The sequence below is a fragment of the Deltaproteobacteria bacterium genome (assembly GCA_016234845.1).
GTDB lineage: Bacteria > Desulfobacterota > Deferrimicrobia > Deferrimicrobiales > Deferrimicrobiaceae > JACRNP01.
Window position 1 is genome coordinate 1 of the sequence record JACRNP010000004.1, and the last position, 20,975, is coordinate 20,975.

The 20,975-nt window shown below is 67.8% G+C and carries 25 protein-coding genes, 1 tRNA gene, 1 other RNA gene and 1 pseudogene; 21 read left to right on the forward strand and 7 right to left on the reverse strand.

The genetic code is table 11. The features are described from left to right. From HZB86_00280 to HZB86_00305, 6 genes are all read left to right on the forward strand, one after another. Positions 1–707, forward strand: a 707-nt coding sequence (locus HZB86_00280) for a sigma-54-dependent Fis family transcriptional regulator (protein ID MBI5903987.1), incomplete at its 5' end; no start/stop codon positions are given. A gap of 167 nt (positions 708–874) precedes the next feature. Then, positions 875–1,066 (forward strand): DUF2892 domain-containing protein, encoded by a 192-nt coding sequence (locus HZB86_00285; GenBank protein ID MBI5903988.1) that lies wholly within the window; start codon positions 875–877, stop codon positions 1,064–1,066. A 16-nt stretch (positions 1,067–1,082) separates the two neighbouring features. Further along, positions 1,083–1,292 carry a zinc ribbon domain-containing protein gene (locus HZB86_00290; protein ID MBI5903989.1) on the forward strand — a complete coding sequence of 70 codons (210 nt, stop codon included), beginning with the start codon at positions 1,083–1,085 and terminating at the stop codon, positions 1,290–1,292. A gap of 45 nt (positions 1,293–1,337) precedes the next feature. Next, positions 1,338–1,769, forward strand: coding sequence for a cytochrome c3 family protein (locus tag HZB86_00295; GenBank protein ID MBI5903990.1), 432 nt, complete (start codon positions 1,338–1,340; stop codon positions 1,767–1,769). A 143-nt stretch (positions 1,770–1,912) separates the two neighbouring features. Further along, entirely contained in the window at positions 1,913–2,317 is a 405-nt protein-coding gene (locus HZB86_00300) for a hypothetical protein (protein ID MBI5903991.1), read from the forward strand. Positions 2,318–2,378: 61 nt separating this feature from the next. Next, positions 2,379–2,603 carry a hypothetical protein gene (locus tag HZB86_00305; GenBank protein ID MBI5903992.1) on the forward strand — a complete coding sequence of 75 codons (225 nt, stop codon included), beginning with the start codon at positions 2,379–2,381 and terminating at the stop codon, positions 2,601–2,603. 75 nt (positions 2,604–2,678) lie between these two features. Here HZB86_00305 and folE read toward each other — a convergent pair whose 3' ends face one another. Continuing rightward, positions 2,679–3,239, reverse strand: a complete 561-nt coding sequence (gene folE, locus HZB86_00310; protein MBI5903993.1) for a GTP cyclohydrolase I FolE — start codon at positions 3,237–3,239, stop codon at positions 2,679–2,681. A 38-nt stretch (positions 3,240–3,277) separates the two neighbouring features. Between folE and HZB86_00315 the strand changes: the two genes are divergently transcribed. Both HZB86_00315 and HZB86_00320 read left to right on the forward strand, forming a co-directional pair. After that, complete coding sequence (locus tag HZB86_00315; protein MBI5903994.1) at positions 3,278–3,811, forward strand: ferritin family protein; 534 nt, start codon at positions 3,278–3,280, stop codon at positions 3,809–3,811. A gap of 17 nt (positions 3,812–3,828) precedes the next feature. Then, a complete protein-coding gene (locus tag HZB86_00320; GenBank protein ID MBI5903995.1) occupies positions 3,829–4,278 on the forward strand; it encodes a nucleoside deaminase in 450 nt (149 codons plus the stop codon). Positions 4,279–4,318: 40 nt separating this feature from the next. Here HZB86_00320 and cls read toward each other — a convergent pair whose 3' ends face one another. Beyond that, the gene (cls, locus tag HZB86_00325) at positions 4,319–5,761 is read right to left on the reverse strand and encodes a cardiolipin synthase (GenBank protein MBI5903996.1); all 1,443 of its coding nucleotides are present in this window, start codon (positions 5,759–5,761) and stop codon (positions 4,319–4,321) included. 71 nt (positions 5,762–5,832) lie between these two features. On the opposite strand from cls, the gene HZB86_00330 reads away from it, so the two are divergent. Then, positions 5,833–5,925: transfer RNA gene (locus HZB86_00330), tRNA-Ser, on the forward strand. Positions 5,926–6,322: 397 nt separating this feature from the next. Here the strand turns inward: HZB86_00330 and HZB86_00335 are convergent. Both HZB86_00335 and HZB86_00340 read right to left on the reverse strand, forming a co-directional pair. Further along, positions 6,323–6,656, reverse strand: a pseudogene (locus tag HZB86_00335) (VapC toxin family PIN domain ribonuclease). Further along, on the reverse strand, positions 6,653–6,853 hold the full coding sequence (locus tag HZB86_00340; GenBank protein ID MBI5903997.1) for a type II toxin-antitoxin system VapB family antitoxin: 201 nt from the start codon (positions 6,851–6,853) through the stop codon (positions 6,653–6,655). The pseudogene HZB86_00335 and the gene HZB86_00340 overlap by 4 nt, the downstream one beginning before the upstream one ends. A gap of 235 nt (positions 6,854–7,088) precedes the next feature. Between HZB86_00340 and ffs the strand changes: the two genes are divergently transcribed. The 6 genes from ffs to HZB86_00370 all read left to right on the forward strand — a co-directional run bounded on the left by ffs (position 7,089) and on the right by HZB86_00370 (position 13,588). Further along, an RNA gene (gene ffs / locus HZB86_00345) (signal recognition particle sRNA small type) lies at positions 7,089–7,188 on the forward strand. Between the two features lie 263 nt (positions 7,189–7,451). Next, a complete protein-coding gene (dnaX, locus tag HZB86_00350) occupies positions 7,452–9,263 on the forward strand; it encodes a DNA polymerase III subunit gamma/tau (GenBank protein ID MBI5903998.1) in 1,812 nt (603 codons plus the stop codon). Further along, positions 9,260–9,571: a YbaB/EbfC family nucleoid-associated protein gene (locus HZB86_00355; GenBank protein MBI5903999.1), complete on the forward strand. Its 312-nt coding sequence runs from the start codon at positions 9,260–9,262 to the stop codon at positions 9,569–9,571. Before dnaX ends, HZB86_00355 begins: the two co-directional genes overlap by 4 nt. After that, on the forward strand, positions 9,568–10,170 hold the full coding sequence (recR, locus tag HZB86_00360; GenBank protein MBI5904000.1) for a recombination protein RecR: 603 nt from the start codon (positions 9,568–9,570) through the stop codon (positions 10,168–10,170). The genes HZB86_00355 and recR overlap by 4 nt, the downstream gene beginning before the upstream one ends. 91 nt (positions 10,171–10,261) lie before the next feature. Further along, positions 10,262–11,281: a 2-oxoacid:acceptor oxidoreductase family protein gene (locus HZB86_00365; protein ID MBI5904001.1), complete on the forward strand. Its 1,020-nt coding sequence runs from the start codon at positions 10,262–10,264 to the stop codon at positions 11,279–11,281. Positions 11,282–11,311: 30 nt separating this feature from the next. Continuing rightward, on the forward strand, positions 11,312–13,588 hold the full coding sequence (locus tag HZB86_00370) for a pyruvate synthase (protein ID MBI5904002.1): 2,277 nt from the start codon (positions 11,312–11,314) through the stop codon (positions 13,586–13,588). Positions 13,589–13,605: 17 nt separating this feature from the next. On the opposite strand, the gene HZB86_00375 is transcribed toward HZB86_00370, so the two are convergent. After that, positions 13,606–14,532, reverse strand: coding sequence for a diguanylate cyclase (locus HZB86_00375; protein ID MBI5904003.1), 927 nt, complete (start codon positions 14,530–14,532; stop codon positions 13,606–13,608). Between the two features lie 119 nt (positions 14,533–14,651). Here HZB86_00375 and HZB86_00380 point away from each other — a divergent pair, with 119 nt between their 5' ends. The 4 genes from HZB86_00380 to HZB86_00395 are packed head-to-tail and all read left to right on the forward strand — an operon-like array spanning position 14,652 to position 17,686. Next, positions 14,652–15,125, forward strand: a complete 474-nt coding sequence (locus HZB86_00380) for a roadblock/LC7 domain-containing protein (GenBank protein ID MBI5904004.1) — start codon at positions 14,652–14,654, stop codon at positions 15,123–15,125. After that, positions 15,125–15,715, forward strand: a complete 591-nt coding sequence (locus HZB86_00385; GenBank protein ID MBI5904005.1) for a gliding-motility protein MglA — start codon at positions 15,125–15,127, stop codon at positions 15,713–15,715. The genes HZB86_00380 and HZB86_00385 overlap by 1 nt, the downstream gene beginning before the upstream one ends. 14 nt (positions 15,716–15,729) lie before the next feature. Further along, the gene (locus tag HZB86_00390) at positions 15,730–16,677 is read left to right on the forward strand and encodes a U32 family peptidase (protein ID MBI5904006.1); all 948 of its coding nucleotides are present in this window, start codon (positions 15,730–15,732) and stop codon (positions 16,675–16,677) included. A gap of 52 nt (positions 16,678–16,729) precedes the next feature. Further along, a complete protein-coding gene (locus HZB86_00395) occupies positions 16,730–17,686 on the forward strand; it encodes a U32 family peptidase (GenBank protein MBI5904007.1) in 957 nt (318 codons plus the stop codon). 176 nt (positions 17,687–17,862) lie between these two features. Here HZB86_00395 and HZB86_00400 read toward each other — a convergent pair whose 3' ends face one another. Beyond that, positions 17,863–18,042: a hypothetical protein gene (locus tag HZB86_00400; protein ID MBI5904008.1), complete on the reverse strand. Its 180-nt coding sequence runs from the start codon at positions 18,040–18,042 to the stop codon at positions 17,863–17,865. A gap of 223 nt (positions 18,043–18,265) precedes the next feature. Between HZB86_00400 and HZB86_00405 the strand changes: the two genes are divergently transcribed. Further along, positions 18,266–19,150: a C40 family peptidase gene (locus HZB86_00405; protein MBI5904009.1), complete on the forward strand. Its 885-nt coding sequence runs from the start codon at positions 18,266–18,268 to the stop codon at positions 19,148–19,150. Between the two features lie 184 nt (positions 19,151–19,334). Here HZB86_00405 and HZB86_00410 read toward each other — a convergent pair whose 3' ends face one another. Further along, positions 19,335–20,411 (reverse strand): CapA family protein, encoded by a 1,077-nt coding sequence (locus HZB86_00410; GenBank protein ID MBI5904010.1) that lies wholly within the window; start codon positions 20,409–20,411, stop codon positions 19,335–19,337. A gap of 158 nt (positions 20,412–20,569) precedes the next feature. Here HZB86_00410 and HZB86_00415 point away from each other — a divergent pair, with 158 nt between their 5' ends. Continuing rightward, positions 20,570–20,908 carry a hypothetical protein gene (locus HZB86_00415; GenBank protein ID MBI5904011.1) on the forward strand — a complete coding sequence of 113 codons (339 nt, stop codon included), beginning with the start codon at positions 20,570–20,572 and terminating at the stop codon, positions 20,906–20,908. Positions 20,909–20,975 lie beyond the last annotated feature (67 nt).

Below are 20,975 nucleotides of genomic sequence, written 5' to 3' on the forward strand. Positions count from 1 at the left end.
GCTCTTCCGATCTGGTCGCCGACAAGGTCGGCCGCTTCGAGACGGCGAACGGCGGGACGCTCTTCCTGGACGAGATCGGGGAAATTTCCCCGGCGCTGCAGGTGAAGCTGCTGCGGGTGCTGCAGGACCGCGAGTTCGAGCGCGTGGGAAGCAGCCGCGCGCAGTCCGCGGACGTGCGGGTGATCGCCGCCACGAACCGGGTCCTGAAGGAGGAGATGCGGGCGGGGCGGGTCCGGGAGGATCTCTACTACCGGTTGAACGTCATCCCGATCGCGGTGCCTCCGCTGCGCGAACGGCGGGAGGACATCCCCCTGCTCGTCGATCACGCGCTGAAATCCCTGCGCAAGCGGGGGCTGGACCGGGTGCGCGCCGTTTCTCCGGAGGCGATGCGGCGGCTGATGGAGTACCGGTGGCCGGGAAACATCCGGGAGCTGGAGAACGTCCTGGAGCGCGCCGCCGTGGTCTCCCGCGGTCCCGTGGCGGCGGTCGCGGATCTGCCGGACGAGATTCGGGAACCGGCCGGCGTCGGCCCGGGGGAGGCGGGGGGAAGCGTGGACGGAGGGCAGGTCGCCCCCCCTTCGGACGAGAGGGTACGGATGCTGCGGGCCCTGGAGGAAAACCGGTGGAACCGCGGAGCCGCGGCGGCGGCGCTCGGGATGGACCGGTCGACCCTCTGGCGAAAGATGAAACGGTTCGGTGTCGGCTGAGATATTCTGAAACGAATTGTTGCAGGACGGGAGACCCGCGGATCGATATAAGCGTCGAATCTCCTATCCGTTCGCCGCTTCCGGGGGTTGGCATCCCGAATGCAGTTCTCCTCGCATCGGAAGACTTCCGGCAACATCCAACGGGAGCCCGAAGAAGGAGATGGAACATGACCGTGGAACGTTGGATACGCGTGATCGCCGGCACGTTCGTGCTGGCAAGCCTTGCGTTGGGATGGTTCATGTCCCCGTGGTTCCTGCTGTTCACGGTGTTCGTCGGGTTGAACCTGTTCCAGTCGGGATTCACGAACTGGTGCCTGATGGAGAAGATCCTGATAAAGCTGGGCGTGCCCGAGCGATAGGAAGGGAGGAAAGGAGATGCCCTTATACGAGTATCGGTGCGGGAAGTGCGGGCAGCAGTTCGAGTCGTACCGGCGGCTGTCCGACGCGAAGGACGAGGAAACGTGTCCCGCCTGCGGGGCGACCGCCAAGAAACTGGGGATCTCCCTGTTCGCGAGTTCGAAGGGGAGCGCGAATCCCGGAGGATCGTCGTGCGGAGGCGGCCCGCGCCGCTCGCCCTTCAGTTGAGCTTGATGCGCCGCCCGGCGGGCGCCGGGCATCCCAATTCCGAAGTTGGGGAGTGACCGTCTGCCGGCGATCGTCCTTCTGGCGGCGGTCCTCTTTCTTTCCTCCTGCGGGCGGGGGGAAAAGGCGTTCCGCCACGACGGGCACCTGACGATCACGAAGGGGGCGTGCGCTCCGTGCCACGGCGGCGATCCGTCGCGACCCAGGCCCGCCGCGACCGCCGATTGCGCCGCTTGCCACCGGCAGGCCGAGGATCCCGCGAAGGCGGGCCGCTACGGCTTGCCGGGGGGAACGTCCCGTCGTCCGCCGATGCGCTACGAGGGCGTCGTCTTCCAGCACGCTCCCCACGCGGAGGCGGGAACCCCCTGTACCGCCTGCCACGGCACGGGAGAGAAGCCCGGATTCCCCACGACGTCCGCCTGTTCCGGCTGCCACGAACGGGAAGGCGGCCCGAAAATATCCCCTCCGGCCACCCGTTAACCGGGCGGTTCCACCAACCGCAAGCGATTCCTGTTTCCGTTGTTTTTCCGCGTTGCGTTTTTTGCTGACAACGTGGAATTTCTGTGTATTATTGATCCATCAATCCATATTGTATACTGTATACCAGCAGGGGGGGAGCACCGATGACGGCGTCTCGCGCGATCCCTCCCCGTTTTGTCCTCCCGCTGGTTCTCCTCGTTCCCCTGATCCTCGTGTTCCTGCCGGCTCCCAACGCCTCCCCGGTTTCGTTCCCCGAGGTGGTCTCCCCGTTCGACGAGACCGACCCTCCGGCGGTTCACAATACGGCCGTTCCGATTCCGTGGCAGGACGACGTCTTCACCGGGTGGATCCCGTCGCTGCCGTGGAGCCACGACGATACGTACCGGAAGGCGCGCGTTTCCCGCACGGAGATCCTGAAGCATCGCCCCGCGACGTCGTCTTTTTTCTCGTGGGGCACGGAGTGGTTTCCCTCGGTCGCGCTGGCGATGATGACCGGTTCCCTGTTGATCGGTCGCCCTCCTCCGCAGGGGGTCCCATCCACCGGTTGAACCGGGGGCGGTCAGGGAAACGGGCGAACACATTTCAACAACACGAAGAGGAGGATGTCAGATGAAGCAGTTTCGTTGGATCCTGGTGATGGTGGCGGTGGCGATGCTGGTGGCCGTTCCGGTGATGGCGGAGGAGAAGGCCGCGGAAGCGGCGCCTGCGGCGGCCCCGGCGGCGGAGGCTCCGAAAGCCGAAGCGGCGGCCCCGGCGGCCGAGGCTCCGAAGGCCGAAGCCCCCGCGGCGGCTCCCGCTGCGGCTCCCGCGGAGGCACCGGCGCCCGCGAAGTAACGAACGACCCGCCGGAACGAAACGGGGGCCGGGGAGCGTCGCTCCCCGGCCCCCGGGTTTTTCCCCGCGATCCGCCTATCGGACGATGTTCAGGTTCGGCTTGATCAGCTCCATGAACTCCATCCGCGTCGACTGCCGGGTCCGGAAGACCCCGAGCATCGCGGAAGTGACCGCCTTGGAGTTCGTCTTCTCCACGCCCCGCATCATCATGCACAGATGGAACGCCTCGATCACCACGGCTACCCCGTGCGGCTGGAGCGTGTCCATCAGCGCGGTGGCGATCTCCTGCGTCAGCCGCTCCTGGACCTGCAGCCGCCGGGAGTAGAGCTCCACCACCCGGGCGATCTTCGACAGCCCGACGATGTGCTGGCGCGGCATGTACGCCACGTGGCACTTCCCGAAGAACGGCAGGAGATGGTGCTCGCACAGCGAGAAGAGGTCGATGTCCTTCACGGTGACCATCTCGTCGTACTGCTCGTGGAAGATGGCGCTCCGGAGGACGTCCCGCGGGTCCTGCGCGTACCCCTGCGTGAGGAAGGCGATCGAATTCTCGAACCGTTCGGGGGTCTTCTTCAGCCCCTCCCGGTCGGGGTCCTCGCCGATCTTTACGAGCAGGTCGCGGATGATATCCTGCATAATGGCATCATCATAATGCAGGAGGAGGTGGTCCCCAAATGAAAAAGGGCACGACGGGCGTCTCGGAGAACGCCGTCGCGAAAGGCCTGAAACAGGCGCTCCGGAACGAGATCGACGGCATGGAGTTCTACCGGATGGCGGCCGCGAGCGCCCGCCACGAGGCCGTGCGGCAGATGTTCCTGTTCCTGATGGAGGAGGAGGGGCGGCACCGCGACGCGATCGCGGAGCAGATGGACCGGGTGGCCAGGGGCAAGCCGTTCCGCCTTTCGCGCGGGACGGCTTCGAGGAAAGGGTTGGCGAGATTCCGGAGTCCGCTGTACACGGAAGACCTCGTGAAGGTCAGCCACCAGGTGGAGGGGGAAGTCGCCGCGCTCTCCATCGGGATGACGCTGGAGAAGCGCGCGATCGCCCAGTTCACCGCCCTCCGGAACAGGTCGGCCGGAGACGCGCGGGCGGAGAAGACGTTCGAGGGCCTCGCCGCGTGGGAGCGGGACCACCTCGAGCTCCTGACCCGGCAGTACGACGTGCTTCGGGAGATGTACTGGGAGGAGGCACGCTTCTGGCCGTTCTGACGCAGCGCGACGGGTGGATGCGCGCCGCCCTGCTGGAGGCGGACAAGGCGGCCGCCGCGGGGGAGGTGCCGGTGGGCGCGGTCGTCGTCTCCCCGGAAGGGAAGATCCTGTCGAGGGCGCACAACCGTCCGGTCGGGTCGAACGATCCGACCGCCCACGCGGAGATCCTCGCCCTCCGCGCCGCCGCGCGCAAAGTCGGGAACTACCGGCTGCCCGGCTGCCGCCTGGTCGTCACGCTCGAGCCGTGCCCCATGTGCGCCGGGGCCGCCGTGTCGGCCCGCGTCGCCGAGATCGTCTACGGGGCGGAAGATCCGAAGACGGGCGCCGTGTCCACCCTGTACCGGATCGCCTCCGACCCGCGGCTCAACCACCGGGCGTCGATCGTCCCGGGCGTCCTCGCGCCGGAGTGCTCCGCCCTGCTCAAGGCGTTCTTCCGCGACCGCCGGCCGAGGCGACAGGAGCCGTAGGAACCCCCGCCTGCCGCGGCGCTTGGCCATCCGCGGGCTTCTACAGGATGGGAGAGAGGACCCGGCACGTGTCCTCGAGGAACTGCAGCGGGCCGGGTCGGCGGGCGAAGGATCCCGCGTCGATCTCCTCGGAAAGGGACAGGTCCTCCCGGAAAACATCCGCGAGGGCCTCGATCTGCGGCGGATCGTACAGGAACACCCCCAGCTCGAAATTGAGGAAGAAGCTTCGGATGTCGACGTTGGGAGATCCGACGACCCCGACGTCGTCGTCGATCACCAGCACCTTGGAGTGCAGGTTCGTCGGCCGGTAGAGGTAGACCCGGATCCCCGCCGCCATCAATTCGTCGAAGTACGACCGGCCCGCCAGGCTGACGATCCTCAGGTCGGAGCGCGCGGGGACGATCAGCCGGACGTCCACCCCGCGGAAGGCGGCGTTCTGCAGGGCCGTCACGATGACCTCGTCGGGGACGAAATACGGGGTTTCGATCCAGAGGCGGCGACGCGCCGCCGTGAAGGCCGTGAACACGCCCTGGTAGATCGGCTGCCCGCGCCGGTCCGGTCCGGAGGCGGCGATCTGCAGGGTGCACGGGAGGCCGCCTCCGCCCGGGAGCGGCGTCGGCGGCGGGAACAGCTCCCCGGGAAGCTCCGTCACCTCGGTTGCGAACGCCCAGTCGTCGAGGAAAACGGCCTGCAGGTCGGAGAGCGCGGGCCCCTCGATCATCACGGCGATGTCCCGCCACTGCCCGTCGGCGATCTTCGGTCCCATGTACCGTTTCCCGATGTTCATCCCCCCGGTGAACGCGCACCTTCCGTCGGCGATCAGGAGCTTCCGGTGGTTCCGCATGTGCGCCGATCCCCGGCGGTGCAACGGGAGGACGGGCAGGAACCCCCCGACTTCCCCGCCCGCGTCGATCAGCGGCCGGACGATGGTCCGCAGCGCGCGCCAGGAACCCACGGCGTCGAGCAGCAGGCGGACCCGCACTCCGTCGCGCGCCCGCGAGGCGAGCGCCTGGATGAACCGCCTCCCGACCGGGTCGACGTCGAGGATGAAGAACTGGGCGTGGATGTGGTCCCGCGCCGTCGCGATCGTCGCGAGGACCGCGTCGTACGCCTCATCCACCCGGGCGAGGATCCGGACCCGGTTCCCCGCGACCGGCGGCGGACTCTCCGCGGCGGCGAGGACCCGGGCGCACGCCTCCCCGGCGGCGGAGGGGAGATCGTCCGGACGGAGGCGGTTCGACAGCGGGGAGGAGAGCGAGCCGACGGCCGCGATCTTCGCGCGGATGTGACGGCGGATCCTTCGGACGCCGATCAGGTAGTAGAGGGGGATCCCGAACAGCGGCAGGAGCACGATCCCGAGCATCCAGGCGAGGGTCGCCGAAGGGTGCCTGCGCTCCAGGATGACGCGGGGGATCAGGAAGAGAGCGAAGATGTAGCCGACGATGTTCAGACCGAGAAGCGCGTATCGCCAGATCTCCTGCATCCCGTCACCGCCCGGCCGGTTCCGATGGATTCGGGAGGCCGTTCCCGGCTATAATACCGGTCTTCCCGCGCGGAGGGGTACCGAAGTGGCCGTAACGGGGTCGACTCGAAATCGACTTGGCGGTGCGAGCCGCCACGTGGGTTCGAATCCCACCCCCTCCGCCATTTTTTCCTCCGGAAAAAATGGCGGCTCGGTGGGATTCGAACGCGAGCCCGCGCCGAGCGAATAGCGAGGACAAGCCCGACGCTCCGGAGGGCGGCAGCGGGCGAGCTGGCCGGGAGGGCGATGGCCTGGCTGGCCGAGCCCCATCGGTCGAATCCCACCCCCTCCGCTCACGTTTGTTTTCTCTTACTGTGGGGTTATGTGGGAGTTGACCGTGAGGCTTGATACGGGTTGGTTCTGGCCTGGATAGCCCGAGCCTCAGGCGGTCGAATCCCACCCCCTCCGCTAAAGATTGTCCACTCCGAATTGTGAGGTTTGTCGAAGTTGACTGTGGGTTTGCTTTGGTTTGGCCCTGACCTGCCCCATCGGTCGAATCCCACCCCCTCCGCTCACGCTTCTTCAATACCCGATGGAGAGGTTTTCCGCCGTCCGGGCCAGGCGCCGGTCGAGGGTCCACAACCGCGCCCGGGCGATGCGGGCGGACGCCAGCAGGTGGATGTCGATCCAGCCGACTCCCTTTCCGTGCAGCTTCACGCCCTCCAGGAATCCGAGCGCCTCGTCGTGTCCGGCCATCGGGGCCCAGGATCTCCCGCCGGTTCCGCAGCTGTCCGCAGGCGAGTTCCCCCAGGACGAACCGATGGCCCATGACCCGTTCTTCGGCGAGCAGGTACCGGAGATGGTCGTTCCCGCGCCGGAAATGGTCCACCCAGACGGAGGTGTCGACCAGGGTCACGTGGACCGATCCATCCGCCTCCGGGGCGGACGGCGGAGGTCCTTTTCGGAACCGCCCAGATCCGCCAGCCGGCGGGCCCCTTCCCGGGCGATGAGCGCCGAAAGCCCCATCCGGACCAACGCGGTCTTTTCCGTGACGCCCGTGAGGCGGGCCGCCTCGTCGATCAGCCGGTCCTCGATGTTCAGTGTTGTTCTCATATGTATCAATATGCACGGTTGATGCATACGGGTCAAGCGGGTCCCCGCTCCGATCCCTCCTTCCCCGGATTCCCGCGTGTGCCGAACTCCGCCTTGAATTGGGCCTCGGCCTCCAGTATGATGGTACCCTTTCGTGCCGTGATCACCACGGCACGGCCGGGACATCGCCGATGGCCAGAATGGCCGAGTGCCGCGAGGCGCATGGATGCGCCGAAGCGGCCGGGGGTGCGCCGGCGGCCAGGCCCGCCGCAACGGAAGGCGGCAAACCCCGTCAGGTCCGGAAGGAAGCAGCGGTAGCCGCACATCTCCGTGTGCCGGCGGCTCCCCTGGTCGCCGGCGGACCCCCGGCCGCGAAAACGCGGAACCGGCTGCGCCGCCTCGGAGCGGGGGCTCCGTTCGTGGCTCGCCGTGCGGTGAACCCGCACGGCTGCGCTCCGGCCTCACTTTGCCCCCCGTTCTTCGATCGGCGGGGGTACCCCAGGGAGTATAGTTAGCCCGGGAGTGGGGCGCCCCCCTCCTGCGGCTGCTCCGCCGGGGGAGGCGTCGCGGACGCGCCGCGCGGGAGTGCTCGTTCAATTCGGGGAAGGATGCGGGATCGATGGCGTACGAGGCCCTCGCCAGGAAGTGGCGGCCCAGGACGTTCGAGGAGATCGTGGGGCAGGCGCACGTCACCCGGGCCCTCGCCAACGCCATCACCTCCGGGAAGATCCACCACGCCTACCTCTTCTCCGGCACCCGCGGCGTGGGGAAGACCACCTTCGCGCGGATCCTCGCCCGCGCCCTCAACTGCGACAACGGTCCGACGCCGACCCCGTGCCTTTCGTGCGCTTCCTGCACGGAGGTCGGGACCGGAACCGACGTCCAGGAGATCGACGGCGCCTCCAACACCGGCATCGACGACATCCGCCGCCTCCGGGAGAACGCGGCCTACGCCCCCTCCCGTCTCCGGTACAAGGTCTACATCATCGACGAGGTCCACATGCTGTCGAAGGCGGCCTTCAACGGGCTGCTGAAGACGCTGGAGGAGCCGCCGCCGCACGTCGTGTTCATCCTGGCCACGACCGAGCCGAACCGGATCCCCGACACGATCCTCTCCCGGTGCCAGCGGTTCGACTTCCGGATGCTCACCGACGCCGAGGTGCGGGGCCGGCTCGGGGAGATGGCCCGGTCGGAAGGGGTGGCCGTCGAGGAGGACGCCCTGGCCCTCATGGCGCGGTACGCCTTCGGCTCGATGCGGGACGGGCAGTCGCTCCTCGAGCAGGCGGCGGTGTCCGGCGCGGGCGACGTCACCGCGGCGCTGGTCGAGGGAATGCTGGGGCTGGTGGGAACCGAGGCGGCGATCGACCTTGCGTCCGCCGCGATCCTCGAGGGCGCGGGAGCGGCGCTTTCCCGCTTCTCCGCGCTCCTGTCCCGGGGGGCGGACCTGAAGTACCTCTACCTGTCCGTCATCGACGTGCTGCGGGACGCGACGGTGCTCTCCTTCACCGGGAAGGGGGAGCTTCTCTTCCGTCACTCGCCCGCCTCGCTGGAGCGGGTCCGCGCGCTCACCGCGCGGAGGTCGCGGGAGGAGTGGATGTTTCTCCTCGACATCGCCTTCCGGTCGGAGCGGGACGTCCTCGGCACCGAATTCCCCCATCTCGGGTTCGAACTGCTGCTGCTCCGGCTGGCGAACGCGCAGGGGCTCCTGTCCGTCGACGCCCTCGAATCGGGGGAATCCCCGGAGGCGCGCCAGGCCCCGCCCCCGAAGGCCATGGATGGCCAAGTGCCGAGGCAGCCGGGGACGGCCACGGGTCCTTTCGCCTCGGCCGCCGCGCCGTCCGCGGCCACCTTCTCGCGGAAACCGCCGCAGCAGGAACCCGTTCCCCCTCCCTCCCGCACCGCCGCGAAGAGCGCGGATCCGGCCGGCTTGGCAACCGGAGCGGCGGGAGCCGCAAAGGAGGGTCCCGGCCTGTGGGAATCCCTGAAGCGGGCCGTCGAGGGGAAGCGGAAGGCGGTCCTTGTGAGCCTCCTCTCGCAGATGGAGGGGGAGTTTCGGGACGGGGAGCTCGTGATCTCCTGCGGCCACGAGATGCTCCTCGAACGGTTGAAGGAGCCGGACAAGTGGCCCCACCTCCTCGCCGCGCTGGAAGAGGCGGCCGGCCGGCCGGTCGCGGTGCGCCTCTCGGCGTCTGCGGAAAAAAAAAGCCCTGAATCCGGCGCCGTAGCCGCCGCGGACGACGAGCTGGAGCGGAAGGCGCTTTCCGAACCGCTCGTGCTCGAGGTGCTGCGGGCGTTCGAGGGGGCGACCCTCGTGAAGGTTCTGCCGTCTCCCGGGGCGGGGACGGTTGCGGCCGGGGAGGGGGAACCGCCGGGCGGAGAGGGCGAGGAGCCGGCGTTCGTCGAGGCGCCCGCCGGGGAGGAGGAGGGATGACCGGTTTCGGGGATCTGATGCGGCAGGCCCAGGAGATGCGCGACCGCCTTCAGAAGCTCCAGGACGAGCTCGGCGGAATGACGGTCGAAGGTTCGGCGGGCGGCGGGATGGTCGTCGCCGTGGCGAACGGCCGGCAGGAGCTGTTGTCCGTCCGCATCGAAAAGGAAGTGGTCTCGCCGGACGACGTCGGGATGCTGCAGGACCTCGTCCTCGCCGCGGTGAACGACGCCCTCTCCCGGGCGCGCGCGCTCGCCGCCGCCGAGATGGCGAAGGCCACGGGCGGGATGATCCCGCCGGGACTGCTGTGAACGCCGTTTATCCGAAGCCGCTGCGCCGCCTGGTCCGGCTCCTCTCCCGCCTGCCGGGGATCGGGGAGAAGACGGCGACGCGCCTGTCGATGTTCCTTTTGAAAATGCCGCCGGAATTCGTCCGCGAGCTGGGGAACGCCATTGCCGGGATCCCCGAGTCCGTGATAAAGTGCTCGAAATGTTTTAGCATTGCCGATGAGGACCCGTGCGCACTGTGCACGGACCCCGCGCGCCGGGATGACCTGATCTGCGTCGTGGAAGGTCCCTCCGATATAGTCCCGATCGAAAAAAGCGGGGAGTTCAAAGGGAGATACCACGTCCTCGGCGGGGCGATCTCGCCGATCGACGGGGTGATGCCCGACGACATCCGGGCCCGGGAGCTCACGGACCGGGTGGCCCGCGGCGGCGTCGCCGAGGTGGTGCTCGCCACGAACCTCACGGCCGAGGGAGAGGCCACCGCCTCCTACCTCGCGGGGGTCCTGAAGGGGCGGGGTGTCCGGGTGACGCGCATCGCGTACGGTCTCCCGATGGGATCGGACCTGGAGTACGCCGACGAGATCACCGTCGGCCGCGCGATGAAGGGCCGCCGCGATATGTGACGGCGGTTGACACGCGGCTTCCCGGGCGGGTATGAAGGTATTTTCCGATGACATGCGTACAGGAAAACTCAAGGCGAGAGGTGCAGCGGACATGAGCCAGAGCGGTGCGGCGGTGAAGTTGCCGGTGAAGAACTCCCTCGGATTCTTCGAGATCCGGATGGAGAGCATCGGCGGTCTCGGCGCGAACGTGGCCGGGAAGATCCTGACCGAGGCGGCGATCATCGGGATGGGGATGAACGGCGCGGGGTTCGCATCCTACGGGTCGGAGAAGAAGGGGACGCCGGTCAAGTCGTTCGTCCGGATCTGCGAGGCGGACCAGAAGGTCCGCGTCAACAGCCCGATCGAGGAGCCGCACGTCCTGGCCATCTTCCACGAGGCGCTGGCGAAGTCGATCCCCGTCACGGCGGGCGCGCTCCCCGGAAAGACCACGGTCATCCTGAACACGCGGCGCACGCCCGCGGAGGCCCGCGACTTCCTGAAGCTCCAGGGGGGGAAGCTCGGTACGGTCGATGCCATGGAGATCGCGATGGCCACCGGCTCCCGCGTCAACATGGTCATGATGGGGGCGATCATGAAGGCGGCCGGCTTCTTCGACTGGAAGGCGGTCGAGGAGACGATCCGCGACCAGTTCGGGAAGAAGTACGCCGCCCTCATGAAGGGGAATCTCGATGCGCTGAAACGCGGCCACGACGAGGTGAAGTTCCAGGAGTTCCCGGCCGACGGGAAGTACCCGGCCCGGCCGTTCACGCGCGAGGAGCCGAAGCTCGGGTACGAGACCGCTCCCATCGGCGGCACGATCTACTCGGTCGGCAACATGCGGTTCAAGGACCTCTCCACCAGCCGCACGGGGATGATCCCGCTGTTCATCCTGGACAAGTGCACCCGGTGCGGGGAGTGCGACATCACCTGCCCCGACTACTGCTTCGTGTGGGAGAAGGGGAAGGACCCCAAGACGGGGAAGGACGGGATGGTCCTGCTGGGGATCGACTACCAGTACTGCAAGGGGTGCCTGCGGTGCACCCACATCTGCAAGTTCGGCGCCCTGGTCCCGGTCAAGGAAGCGGAGCAGGACATGGACAGGATCACCGTCAAGCACAAGTTCCTTAAATAACGACCGAGCGGACATAAGGAGAGAAGAGCGATGGCTCAGACGGCGAAGAAGCGGACCGGGCGCCCCGCGCAGAGGATGGTGGTGCAGAGCGGCAACGAGATCGCGGCGACGGCGGCCAAGCAGATCAATTACCACGTCATGGGGTACTACCCCATCACGCCCTCCACCGAGGTCGCCGAGACCCTCGACGCGATGAAGGCGGAAGGGGAGCACACCGTCCGGATGATCCCGGGGGACGGGGAGCACGGGGCGGCGGGGATCTGCTTCGGCGCGAGCACGGCGGGGGGGCGGGTCTTCAACGCCACGTCGGCCAACGGCCTCCTCTTCGCCTTCGAGCAGCTCCCGGTGCAGTCCGGGGAGCGGTTCCCGATGGTGTTCAACATCGTCACCCGCGCGGTGTCGGGCCCGCTCGACATCCGCGGCGACCACAGCGACATCATGCTGGCGAAGGACACCGGGTGGATCACCCTCATGGCGGCCGACGCGCAGGCGGTCTACGACATGAACGTGCTGGCGCCGAAGATCGGCGAGGACATGGCGGTCCGCCTGCCGGTGTTCTTGGCGTACGACGGCTTCTTCACCTCCCACCAGAAGCGCCGCATCGAGATCTTCTCGGACGACCAGGTCGTGCGCGACTTCCTGGGGCCGTTCGTCGCCACGGTGACCTCGGTCGACCCGAAGAAGCCGGTCACCATCGGGCCGTACATGAACGACCCGGACCAGATCAACAACAAGAAGCAGCAGGCCGACGCGATGGTCCGCTCCCACGCCGTGATCCGGAAGGTGTTTGCGGAGTACGAGGCGCTGTCCGGGCGGCGGTACGACATGGTCGAGCTGTACCGGATGGAGGACGCCGAGGCCGCCCTGTTCATCCTCAACTCCGCGGCCGAGACGGCCAAGGAGGCGGTGGACGCGCTCCGGAAGGAGGGGAAGAAGGTCGGCCTCATCCGCCCCAACGTCATCCGCCCGTTCCCGATCGACGAGATCCGCGAGGCGCTGAAAAACGTGAAGGGGCTGGTGGTGGCGGACCGCCAGGACAACTTCGGCGCGTACGGCGGCGCGATGGCGGTCGAGGTGAAGGCGGCGCTCCAGGGGGTGAAAGGGAACGCCACGCAGGTCGCCGCGCGGATCTACGGGACCGGCGGGAAGGAGTTCTTCGTCGAGGACGCCGCTGCGATGCTTTCCGAGGCGCTCGAGATCGCGAAGGCCGGCGCCGTCAAGGTCCCCTACGCCTACTTCGGCGCGAACCCGGGCGACCCGTCGTACACCCCGGCCAAGGCGTTCGACCCCATCACCGAGGCGCAGGCCTCCGGCCTCATCCGGGTGGAGACCACTCCGGAAGGGAAGATGGAGGTGAAGGGGAACATCCTGCGGAACCTCACGGAGCGGCCGAAGCGGATCGGCCCGGGGCACGGCGCCTGCCCGGGGTGCGGCATCTTCGTGAACATGAACACCTTCATGAAGGGGATCGAGGGGAACGTGGTCGTCCTCTTCCACACCGGCTGCGGGATGGTCGTCACCACCGGATACCCGTACACGGCCCACAAGGTCACCTACATCCACAACCTGTTCCAGAACGGCGCCGCGACCCTCTCCGGGGTCGTCGAGATGTTCGAGGAGCGGAAGCTCCGCGGCGAGATCCCGAAGGACGAGAAGATCACCTTCGTCATGGTGACCGGAGACGGCGGCCACGACATCGGCATGGGGCCGTCCATCGGCGCCGCGATGCGGAACCACCGGATGATCATCTGCGAATACGACAACCAGGGGTACCAGAACACCGGCTCGCAGCTCTCGTTCACCGTCCCACTGGGCCAGTCGACCTCCACGTCGAACTACGGTCCGTACCAGCACGGCAAGAGCACGCACCACAAGGACACGGCGCAGATCTTCGCCGCGTGCCACATCCCGTACGTCTGCACCGTGGCCGAGAACAACCCGCGGGACATGATCCGCAAGGCGGCCAAGGCCCAGAAGTACGCGGACCGGGGGCTGGCGTTCGTGAAGATGATCTCCATGTGCCCGCTGGCGTGGAAGACCGAGGAGCGGATGTCGGTCCCCATCATCCAGGCGGCGGTGGACTCCTGCTTCTTCCCCCTCTACGAGGTCGAGGACGGGATCACGACGATCACCTACGATCCGGAGGAGAAGGGGAAGAAGGTGCCGGTCACGGAGTGGCTGAAGCACATGGGGAAGACCAAGCACATGCTGAAGCCCGACTGCAAGCCGGAGCTCGACCGGTTCCAGGCCGAGGTAGACCGGCGCTGGATCCGCCTGAAGGAGATGCACAAGAACCCGCTGCTGTAGGATCGAAGAAGGCGGTCTTATCCCTGGGGGGCGGCGTCGGACACGACGCGGTGCGACAGCCCCGACTTCCCCTCCGCCTTCTTCGCGTACATCTGCCGGTCCGCCATCCCGATCATCTCCTCCGCGGAGTGGATCGGGTTCGTGTAGGTCACCGCGCCCAGCGTGAGCGTTACGGGCCACCCGTTCTCCCGCATCTCCTCCGAAATCTGGCCCTGCAGGTTCGCAAGGGCGGCGCGGGCGGCGTCGTACCCGGTTTCCGGCAGCACCAGCGCGAACTCGTCCCCCCCGAGGCGGGCCGGGACGTCCACGCTGCGGGTGCCGAGAACGAGCGTGTCGGCCACCGATCGGAGCAGGGAGTCGCCGGCCGCGTGCCCCTGCGCGTCGTTGATCGACTTGAAGTTGTCCACGTCCATGTAGACCAGGGTGAACGGCTTCTTGTACCGCCGCGACCGGGCGATCTCCACGTCCAGCACCTCGAGGAAATATTTCCGGTTCGCCACGCCCGTCAGCGGATCGAACCGGGCGGCGGCGCGCTCCTGGTCGAGCGAATCGACCAGGGCGGAGAGGATGTACGTGAAGAAGAAGAACAGTCCCAACTCCTCCGCGAAGTTCGAGATCGGCAGGATGGCGCCGTCCTCCCCGTGGAACCGGTTCACGTTCGCCAGGAACCAGACCGCCGTGGCGGCGACCGACATCAGGAGCCCGGGCCATAAGCCCGCGCGCAGCGTGATCAGGACCACGGGGAGAAGGTAGAACACCAGGAACGACAGTTCGGCCGCGGTCCAGTAATCCACCAGCCCGAGGAAGGCGAGGAGGAGGACCGACGCGGAGAGGACTCCGAAGAGGGGAAGCCCGCGGAGACGCTCGATGCCGCCGGCCATCCGCGGGAGGTCCGGACGACGGATCGCCTTCGCTGCGCGCGGTTGTTCCTGCGGCGTGGCCACGACGCGTTCCTCCGGGGGGAGCTGCCTCCAGGACCCGAGAATACCATTTTTCCCGCCGACCGGGGCTCCCCCGGAGCGGGGGATATTTCTTTGGGGGGGCATGTGGTATCTTTTCGCCTATGGGCCAGGGGAATCTCATCCTCCGGGAACGGGAGTACGAGGCGTTCCAGTCGGTCCTTCGGAAGCTGCTTTCGGAAGCGTACGCCAAGGTGGTCTTCCTGGTGGACAAGAACGGGACGCTCCTGGCCTCCGCGGGCCAGACGGAGCGGTTCGACACCACCTCTCTCGCCTCCCTCGCCGCCGGGAACATCGCCGCCACCGGCGGGCTCGCGAACCTCATCGGGGAGAAGGAGTTCTCGATCCTTTTCCACGAGGGGGAGCGGGACAACATGCACATTTCGGTGGTGGCGGACCGCCTCATCCTCGTGGTCATATTCGACCGTCGTTCCTCCGTCGGCCTGGTCCGGCTGCGCGTCCGGCGGGTCTCCATGGAGCTCGAGACGATCCTCGCGGCGGTCCTCGAGGACGCGGGCGGCGAAGCCGGGATGATCGAGGAGCTGACCGAGGACGACATCGAGAGCTTGTTCAAATAATGTCCTTCATCAACTACTCCTCCCGCGAGATCAACTGCAAGGTCGTCTACTACGGCCCCGGCCTGTGCGGCAAGACGACGAACCTCCAGTACATCTACCGGCGGATGAACCCGGAAACGCGCGGGAGGATGATCTCCCTCGCCACCGAGACGGAGCGCACCCTGTTCTTCGACTTCCTGCCGCTGTCGCTGGGCGAGGTCCGGGGGTTCAAGACGCGCTTCCACCTCTATACCGTTCCGGGCCAGGTCTTCTACGACGCCAGCCGCCGCCTCATCCTGCGCGGGGTGGACGGCGTCGTGTTCTGCGCGGACTCGCAGCTCACCCGGGTGGACGCCAACGTCGAATCGATGGAGAACCTCCGGGTGAATCTCGGGGACCAGGGGTACAACCCCGACAAGGTGCCGATGGTGATCCAGTACAACAAGCGGGACCTTCCCGGCATCGCCTCCGTTTCCGAGCTGCACGCCCTGCTGAATCTCCGCAACGTCCCGGAATTCGAGGCTTCCGCCACCACGGGGGTCGGGGTGTTCGAGACGCTCAAATCCGTCATCAAGCTCATCCTGATCGACATGAAGAAGACCACCCGGTAGGGAACCCCCTCCCCATGCCCGCCGCCGAACGCGGATTCGAGCTGGTCGTAAGCGTGGCCTCCCCGGGGGAGCTCGCGGGAACCGACCTCTCGCCGTTCGACGCCGTCTGCCTCGGAAGCCCGTACTGCAGGCGCGTGGAAGGGAACTACGCGGAGGCGCTGGACCTTCTCCCGGGCGTCGTCTCCGCGCTCCACGCGGCGGGGAAGAAGGCGTACGTCACCACCCCGGCCACTCCGCGGGAGGCGGATCTCCCCCACGTCGGCCGCCTGGTCGACGCGGCCGCCGCCGCCGGGGCCGACGCGATGGAGTTCCACAACCTGGGCGCGCTGCGGATCCTCCGCGAGAAGGGGAGGCCGATCCCCGCCCACATGGGGGCGTATGCGAACGTCTACACCCACCTCGCCGCCGGGGTGATGCGGGAGTACGGCGCGGTCCGGGTGCGCCCCAACGCCGAGGTGACCCTCGATGAGATGGGGACGATCGCGGGGGAGGCGGGGGTGGAGGTCGAGCTCCTCGTCCACGGGAAGATCCCGCTCGGGGTGACCGACCGGTGCTTCCTCCTCTCGGAGCCGGAGGAGTCCGATCCGAAGTGTCCCGCGGCGTGCCGGGAGGAGCATTGGCTGACCGCGCGCCAGTGGGTCCTGAAGACGGTGGGGAAAGGGGTCCTCTCCGGGAAGGACATGTGCATGCTGGAACACCTCCCTCGTCTCCTCCGGGATGGGTTGAAAGTGTTCCGGATCGAGGGGTTGTACGAGAACTCCGGGTACCGGTCGGAGATCGGCGCGGTCTATCGGGAGGCGCTGACCCGGGCGATCGCGGGGGGGGGGTACCGGGTGGCGGAACCGTGGGCCGATGCGATCCGCCGGCGCTCGAAGCGGGGGCTGTGCAACGGGTACTACTTCGGGACGGCCGGAAAAAAGTACGTCGGGACGGTTTTACAGGACGATAACTCCGTAGTATAATTTGACGTTCGTCGTTCCCGCACCGGGGACGTGCACGGAGGGCGTAGGGGGAATGGCCGAGCTACTGGCGTCCGGCGGATCCATGGAGATGGTACGGGCCGCCTTCGACCACGGGGCGGACGCCGTCTACGTGGGCGCGAAGGGGTGGAGCCGCCGCAGGTCGCAGTACGAGATGGACGACGCGCAGATCGTCGAGGCCGCGCGGTACGCCCGATCCGCAGGCAAGATTCTCCGGGTGGCGTTCAACACCCTCCCGTCCTCCTCCGAGGCGCCCCTCTTCCTGTCGAAGACCGACGCGCTGTACGCCGCCGGGATCCGCGACTTCATCCTCACCGACCCCGGGCTGATGATGGCCCTCAAGAAACGCCACCCCGACGCCATCCTGCACGCCAGCGTCGGGTGCACGATCATCAACGTGCAGGACGCCCTGTTCTACAAGGAGGCGGGCGCCTCCCAGATCGTGGCCGAGTGCCGGATGGACAAGGCGACGATGCGGAAGATCAAGGAAGCGGCGGGGGTGGGTCTCGAGGTCCTGGTCCACGCGACCACCTGCTACACGCTGCTGGGCCGCTGCACGATGAGCAGCTACGCGCGGCACGAGCACCGGATCGACGCCGAAGGGAAGGACCATTTCCCCGGAAGCCCGAACCGCGGGGGACTCTGCTACCGGATCTGCCTCTCCGATTGGGATCGCGTGGGGCCCGCGGGGGAAGTCGAGGAGTCCGGCGTCGAGCTGCCCAACCGGGCCTTCTTCCTCGCGGACGACATCCCCGAGCTGATCGACGTCGGCGTCGACACGATCAAGATCCAGGGGCGGGAATATTCGGTCGCGCTGGTCGGGGAGATGGTCGGGTTCTACCGCGACCTGATCGACGCCTGCGTCCGGGACCGCGCGGGGTTCCGGATGGAGCCCTGGAAGGAGCGGATGGCGTCCATCGTCGCGGGCCGCGACGCGGAGCGCCGGGAAAAGACCACCGGCCTGATCGAGGAGTCTCTCACCCAACAGTAAGGCGAGCCGCTAAGTGCCCCAGTTCATGAAGGCGGCGTCGCACCGAGAGCGTCGATGCGCCGCATCCGGCAAGGCGTTGCGACCGAGGCGTACTGGACGGTACGGTGAGGGAGCACAACGAAGCCGGGGCGGATGCAGCGGCGCTCGAATGCAGCCGGATTCATGAATTGGGGCACTTAGTGGCTCATATCGCCTTCGCGGAAATATTCCGCGAGGGCCCGCTCCACCACCTGGTCGGCCGTAACGCGGTATTCCCGGCAGAAATCCTTCAACTGGTCGACCATCGCGGCCGGCAGCGTGATCGTGACCGGTTCCCTCTGCCCGTTCCCCTTCGAACCGGACGTCTTCTCGCCCATTCCCGTCCTCCATCCTTTCCCGGCCCCGCCCCGCCGTCGTCGATTCTTCGACAGGGGTATGAAGTATCGTGCCCGTCCTGCCGAAAGGGATCAAAGGCGTTTAATATACAAAGGGATTTGTCGATACCAAGATATCACGTTATCGGGGATTTCGGTGGTTCCCACCCCGGCCGGCGTATGGTATCCTCCCCAAGGGTAACGTTATTAGGAAAGATTTCCTGACATGAAAAAACTACTCATCGCCATCGCGTTCCTCTCCCTCTTCGCCGCGGTTCCCGCGGTCCGTGCGGAAGGGGTGCCCGCGGCCGATTCCCGCCCCCAGCTCCACACGGTCCGGAAGGGAGAGACGATCCGGTCGATCGCCCGGTCGTACGGGGTGAAGGAGAAGGAGCTGCGCCGCCTGAATTCCGTGCGGCGCAAGGGCCGCCTCAAGGCGGGTTCCCAGCTGGTCGTGCGGGAGTCGATCCCCCACGGCGTGACCGTCCGAAAGGGCGACAACCTCTGGCGGATCGCGCGGAGGTTCAACCTCGACGCGGACGCGCTGATGGAGCTGAACGGGCTGTCGTCGGAGGATCTGCAGCCGGGGCAGACGCTCGCCCTCGTCGGGCCGGACGACTCCACCCTGCCGGCGGACGCGGCGAAGCTCCCCACGGAGGCGGAGCTGGCGGAAGCCGCGAAACCGGCGGACGCCGGGGAGAAGTTCCCCGGCGACGAGCCGCTCAAGGATCGGGTCCTGCGCGTCGCGGAGCGGATGATCTCCATCCCGTACCGGTGGGGCGGGCAGACGCTGAAGGGGCTCGACTGCTCCGCCTACGTCCAGAAGGTGTTCAACTTGCTCCAGCTCGACCTGCCCCGTTCCGCCCGCGAACAGTTCCGCGAGGGGCAGAAGGTCGAGAAGGCCAACCTCTCCGCGGGCGACCTGGTCTTCTTCCGCACCTACGCGAAATACCCCTCCCACGTGGGGATCTACCTCGGGGACAACCGGTTCATCCACGCCTCGTCGCGCGACCGGAAGGTGAAGATCGACAGCCTCGAGGCGCCCTACTACGTCAAGCGGTACATCGGCGCCAAGCGCCTCCTCTTCGAGGAGAACGACGTCCAGAACTGAGCCCGCCGCCGGGTCGCTGCTCCGCAGGGAGGCTCCCCGTTCGCATCCGCGCCAGGCTCCCCGTCTCCGAACAGGGAACGTGGCCCGCGGTCCCCTCCCCGCCCTTCGGCAATCTGTCTCGCCTCGCTCATGCCACTCGGCCCATCGTTACGGGTTCTCCGCCGGTTCCGCGCTGGCGCTCCGCTCAGGGGACCCCCCTGCTCCGTGCGCTCCCTGTCAGCGTGCGAAGTGACGCAGCGGGGAACGAAGCAGCAGGATTACGGGATAGTGGACTCCCACGCCGCGGCGAGCGCTGCGCGGCGGGCGTCGGCGTCGGGCTCGTGGGCGAGGAACTCCTCCGACAGTTTCCGCAGAAGCTTCTCCGCGCCCCCGGACGGATCGGGGTGCGGGACGCCGGGGTGGCGCAGGGCGACCGACGGCGTCCGGAACCGGATGACGTCCCCGGTCTCCGGGTCACGACGTCCCCGGTCTCCGGGTCGAGCTCGACCTGCAGCACGTACCCCTTTCCCGCCGGCCCCTTGATGTTGAACATGCTGTAGACGGCGAAGTTGCCGAGGCTGTAGGCGATCAGCTTTCCGTTCCGGATCTCGATCGCCCGCGGCACGTGCGGCCCGTGCCCCAGCACGAGGTCCGCCCCCGCGTCGACCGCCGCCCGGGCGAAGCGCACCACGTTTCCCCGCTCCTCCCCCAGGAACGTCTCGTCGGCGTCGGCGACCCGCATCGCGTCCGCCCCCTCCGCCCCCCCGTGGAACGAGACGACGACCAGGTCGTTCGCGCCTTTCAGCTCCGCCACGACCTCCCGCGTCCGCTCGAGGTCCAGCAGCGGATGCACGTACCGTGTTCGGAGGGAGTAGGAGAAGCCCGCGACCGCCACCCGTCTCCCGGAGACCGTGAACAGCGCGATCCGCTCCCCCCCGACCGCCCGGATCCCGGCGTTGTCGAGCGCGGCCAGCGTGTTGTCCATCCCTTCCATCCCGAAATCGAGGGAGTGGTTGTTGGCGACGTTCACCGCCGTGAAGCCGGCCTCCGCGAGGTGCCGGACGTAGCGCGGGGGAGTGCGGAAGGCGAAGCAGGGGCGGCCGTTGCGCCGGGGCTTCGGGCACTTCGGCGATTTCTCCACGTCGGTCAGCGGCCCCTCGAGGTTGCCGAAGACGACGTCGTGCCCGGAGAGGAGCGGGCCGACCGCCCGAAACAGCGTCGCCCCGTCCTCCGGCGGGAGGATCTCCTCCGGGAAGGTGGTCCCCATCATCACGTCGCCCACGGCGGCGATCCGGATGACCGCACGCGGGAGGGCCGCCGCAGCGGGACGCTTGCGGCGGGAGCGTTCCCGGGGGGGCGCCCCGATACGAGCTTCGCGCTGTCGGGGTACCCCCGCAGTAGGAAAATGGGAGTGACGGCGAAAGTTTCCCCGAGGGGGCAATGACGGAAGACGGCACGCGGGCGGGGTGGGCCGGGGAGCCTGTCCCGGAGCGCGACATCGTGGACGGGTTCGACCGGCTGATCGCCGCGAACCGGCTCTTCGGCGCGGAGTTGAACCCCTCGGTCCTGAAGAAGAGCGGCAAGGGGTCGCCGTTCCTCATCCGCAAGCCGCCGCCCGCCCCCTCTTCGCGGACCGCGTTTCCCCGGAGGAGCTCCTCCGCCTCCTGTCCCCCGAGGCCCAGGGGTTCGCGCACGCCGAAGGGCTTCTGCTGTTCGGAAGCGGCCGGCTGCTCTACGATTGCCAGATCGCTCGCGGGGAGGAAGCGGTCGGGCACATGACCCTCGCCCTGTACCGCGAACGGGACCGGGTCGTGCGGTGGCTCCCGATCCCGACGCGTCCGGGCCG

Bases quoted from the DNA above. Each gene is read 5' to 3' on its own strand.
- HZB86_00285 (MBI5903988.1), top strand. From the start codon at position 875: ATGACCGTGGAACGTTGGATACGCGTGATCGCCGGCACGTTCGTGCTG.
- HZB86_00290 (MBI5903989.1), top strand. From the start codon at position 1,083: ATGCCCTTATACGAGTATCGGTGCGGGAAGTGCGGGCAGCAGTTCGAG.
- HZB86_00300 (MBI5903991.1), top strand. From the start codon at position 1,913: ATGACGGCGTCTCGCGCGATCCCTCCCCGTTTTGTCCTCCCGCTGGTT.
- HZB86_00305 (MBI5903992.1), top strand. From the start codon at position 2,379: ATGAAGCAGTTTCGTTGGATCCTGGTGATGGTGGCGGTGGCGATGCTG.
- folE (MBI5903993.1), bottom strand. From the start codon at position 3,239: ATGCAGGATATCATCCGCGACCTGCTCGTAAAGATCGGCGAGGACCCC.
- HZB86_00315 (MBI5903994.1), top strand. From the start codon at position 3,278: ATGAAAAAGGGCACGACGGGCGTCTCGGAGAACGCCGTCGCGAAAGGC.
- HZB86_00320 (MBI5903995.1), top strand. From the start codon at position 3,829: ATGCGCGCCGCCCTGCTGGAGGCGGACAAGGCGGCCGCCGCGGGGGAG.
- cls (MBI5903996.1), bottom strand. From the start codon at position 5,761: ATGCAGGAGATCTGGCGATACGCGCTTCTCGGTCTGAACATCGTCGGC.
- HZB86_00340 (MBI5903997.1), bottom strand. From the start codon at position 6,853: ATGAGAACAACACTGAACATCGAGGACCGGCTGATCGACGAGGCGGCC.
- dnaX (MBI5903998.1), top strand. From the start codon at position 7,452: ATGGCGTACGAGGCCCTCGCCAGGAAGTGGCGGCCCAGGACGTTCGAG.
- HZB86_00355 (MBI5903999.1), top strand. From the start codon at position 9,260: ATGACCGGTTTCGGGGATCTGATGCGGCAGGCCCAGGAGATGCGCGAC.
- HZB86_00365 (MBI5904001.1), top strand. From the start codon at position 10,262: ATGAGCCAGAGCGGTGCGGCGGTGAAGTTGCCGGTGAAGAACTCCCTC.
- HZB86_00370 (MBI5904002.1), top strand. From the start codon at position 11,312: ATGGCTCAGACGGCGAAGAAGCGGACCGGGCGCCCCGCGCAGAGGATG.
- HZB86_00380 (MBI5904004.1), top strand. From the start codon at position 14,652: ATGGGCCAGGGGAATCTCATCCTCCGGGAACGGGAGTACGAGGCGTTC.
- HZB86_00385 (MBI5904005.1), top strand. From the start codon at position 15,125: ATGTCCTTCATCAACTACTCCTCCCGCGAGATCAACTGCAAGGTCGTC.
- HZB86_00390 (MBI5904006.1), top strand. From the start codon at position 15,730: ATGCCCGCCGCCGAACGCGGATTCGAGCTGGTCGTAAGCGTGGCCTCC.
- HZB86_00395 (MBI5904007.1), top strand. From the start codon at position 16,730: ATGGCCGAGCTACTGGCGTCCGGCGGATCCATGGAGATGGTACGGGCC.
- HZB86_00400 (MBI5904008.1), bottom strand. From the start codon at position 18,042: ATGGGCGAGAAGACGTCCGGTTCGAAGGGGAACGGGCAGAGGGAACCG.
- HZB86_00405 (MBI5904009.1), top strand. From the start codon at position 18,266: ATGAAAAAACTACTCATCGCCATCGCGTTCCTCTCCCTCTTCGCCGCG.
- HZB86_00415 (MBI5904011.1), top strand. From the start codon at position 20,570: ATGACGGAAGACGGCACGCGGGCGGGGTGGGCCGGGGAGCCTGTCCCG.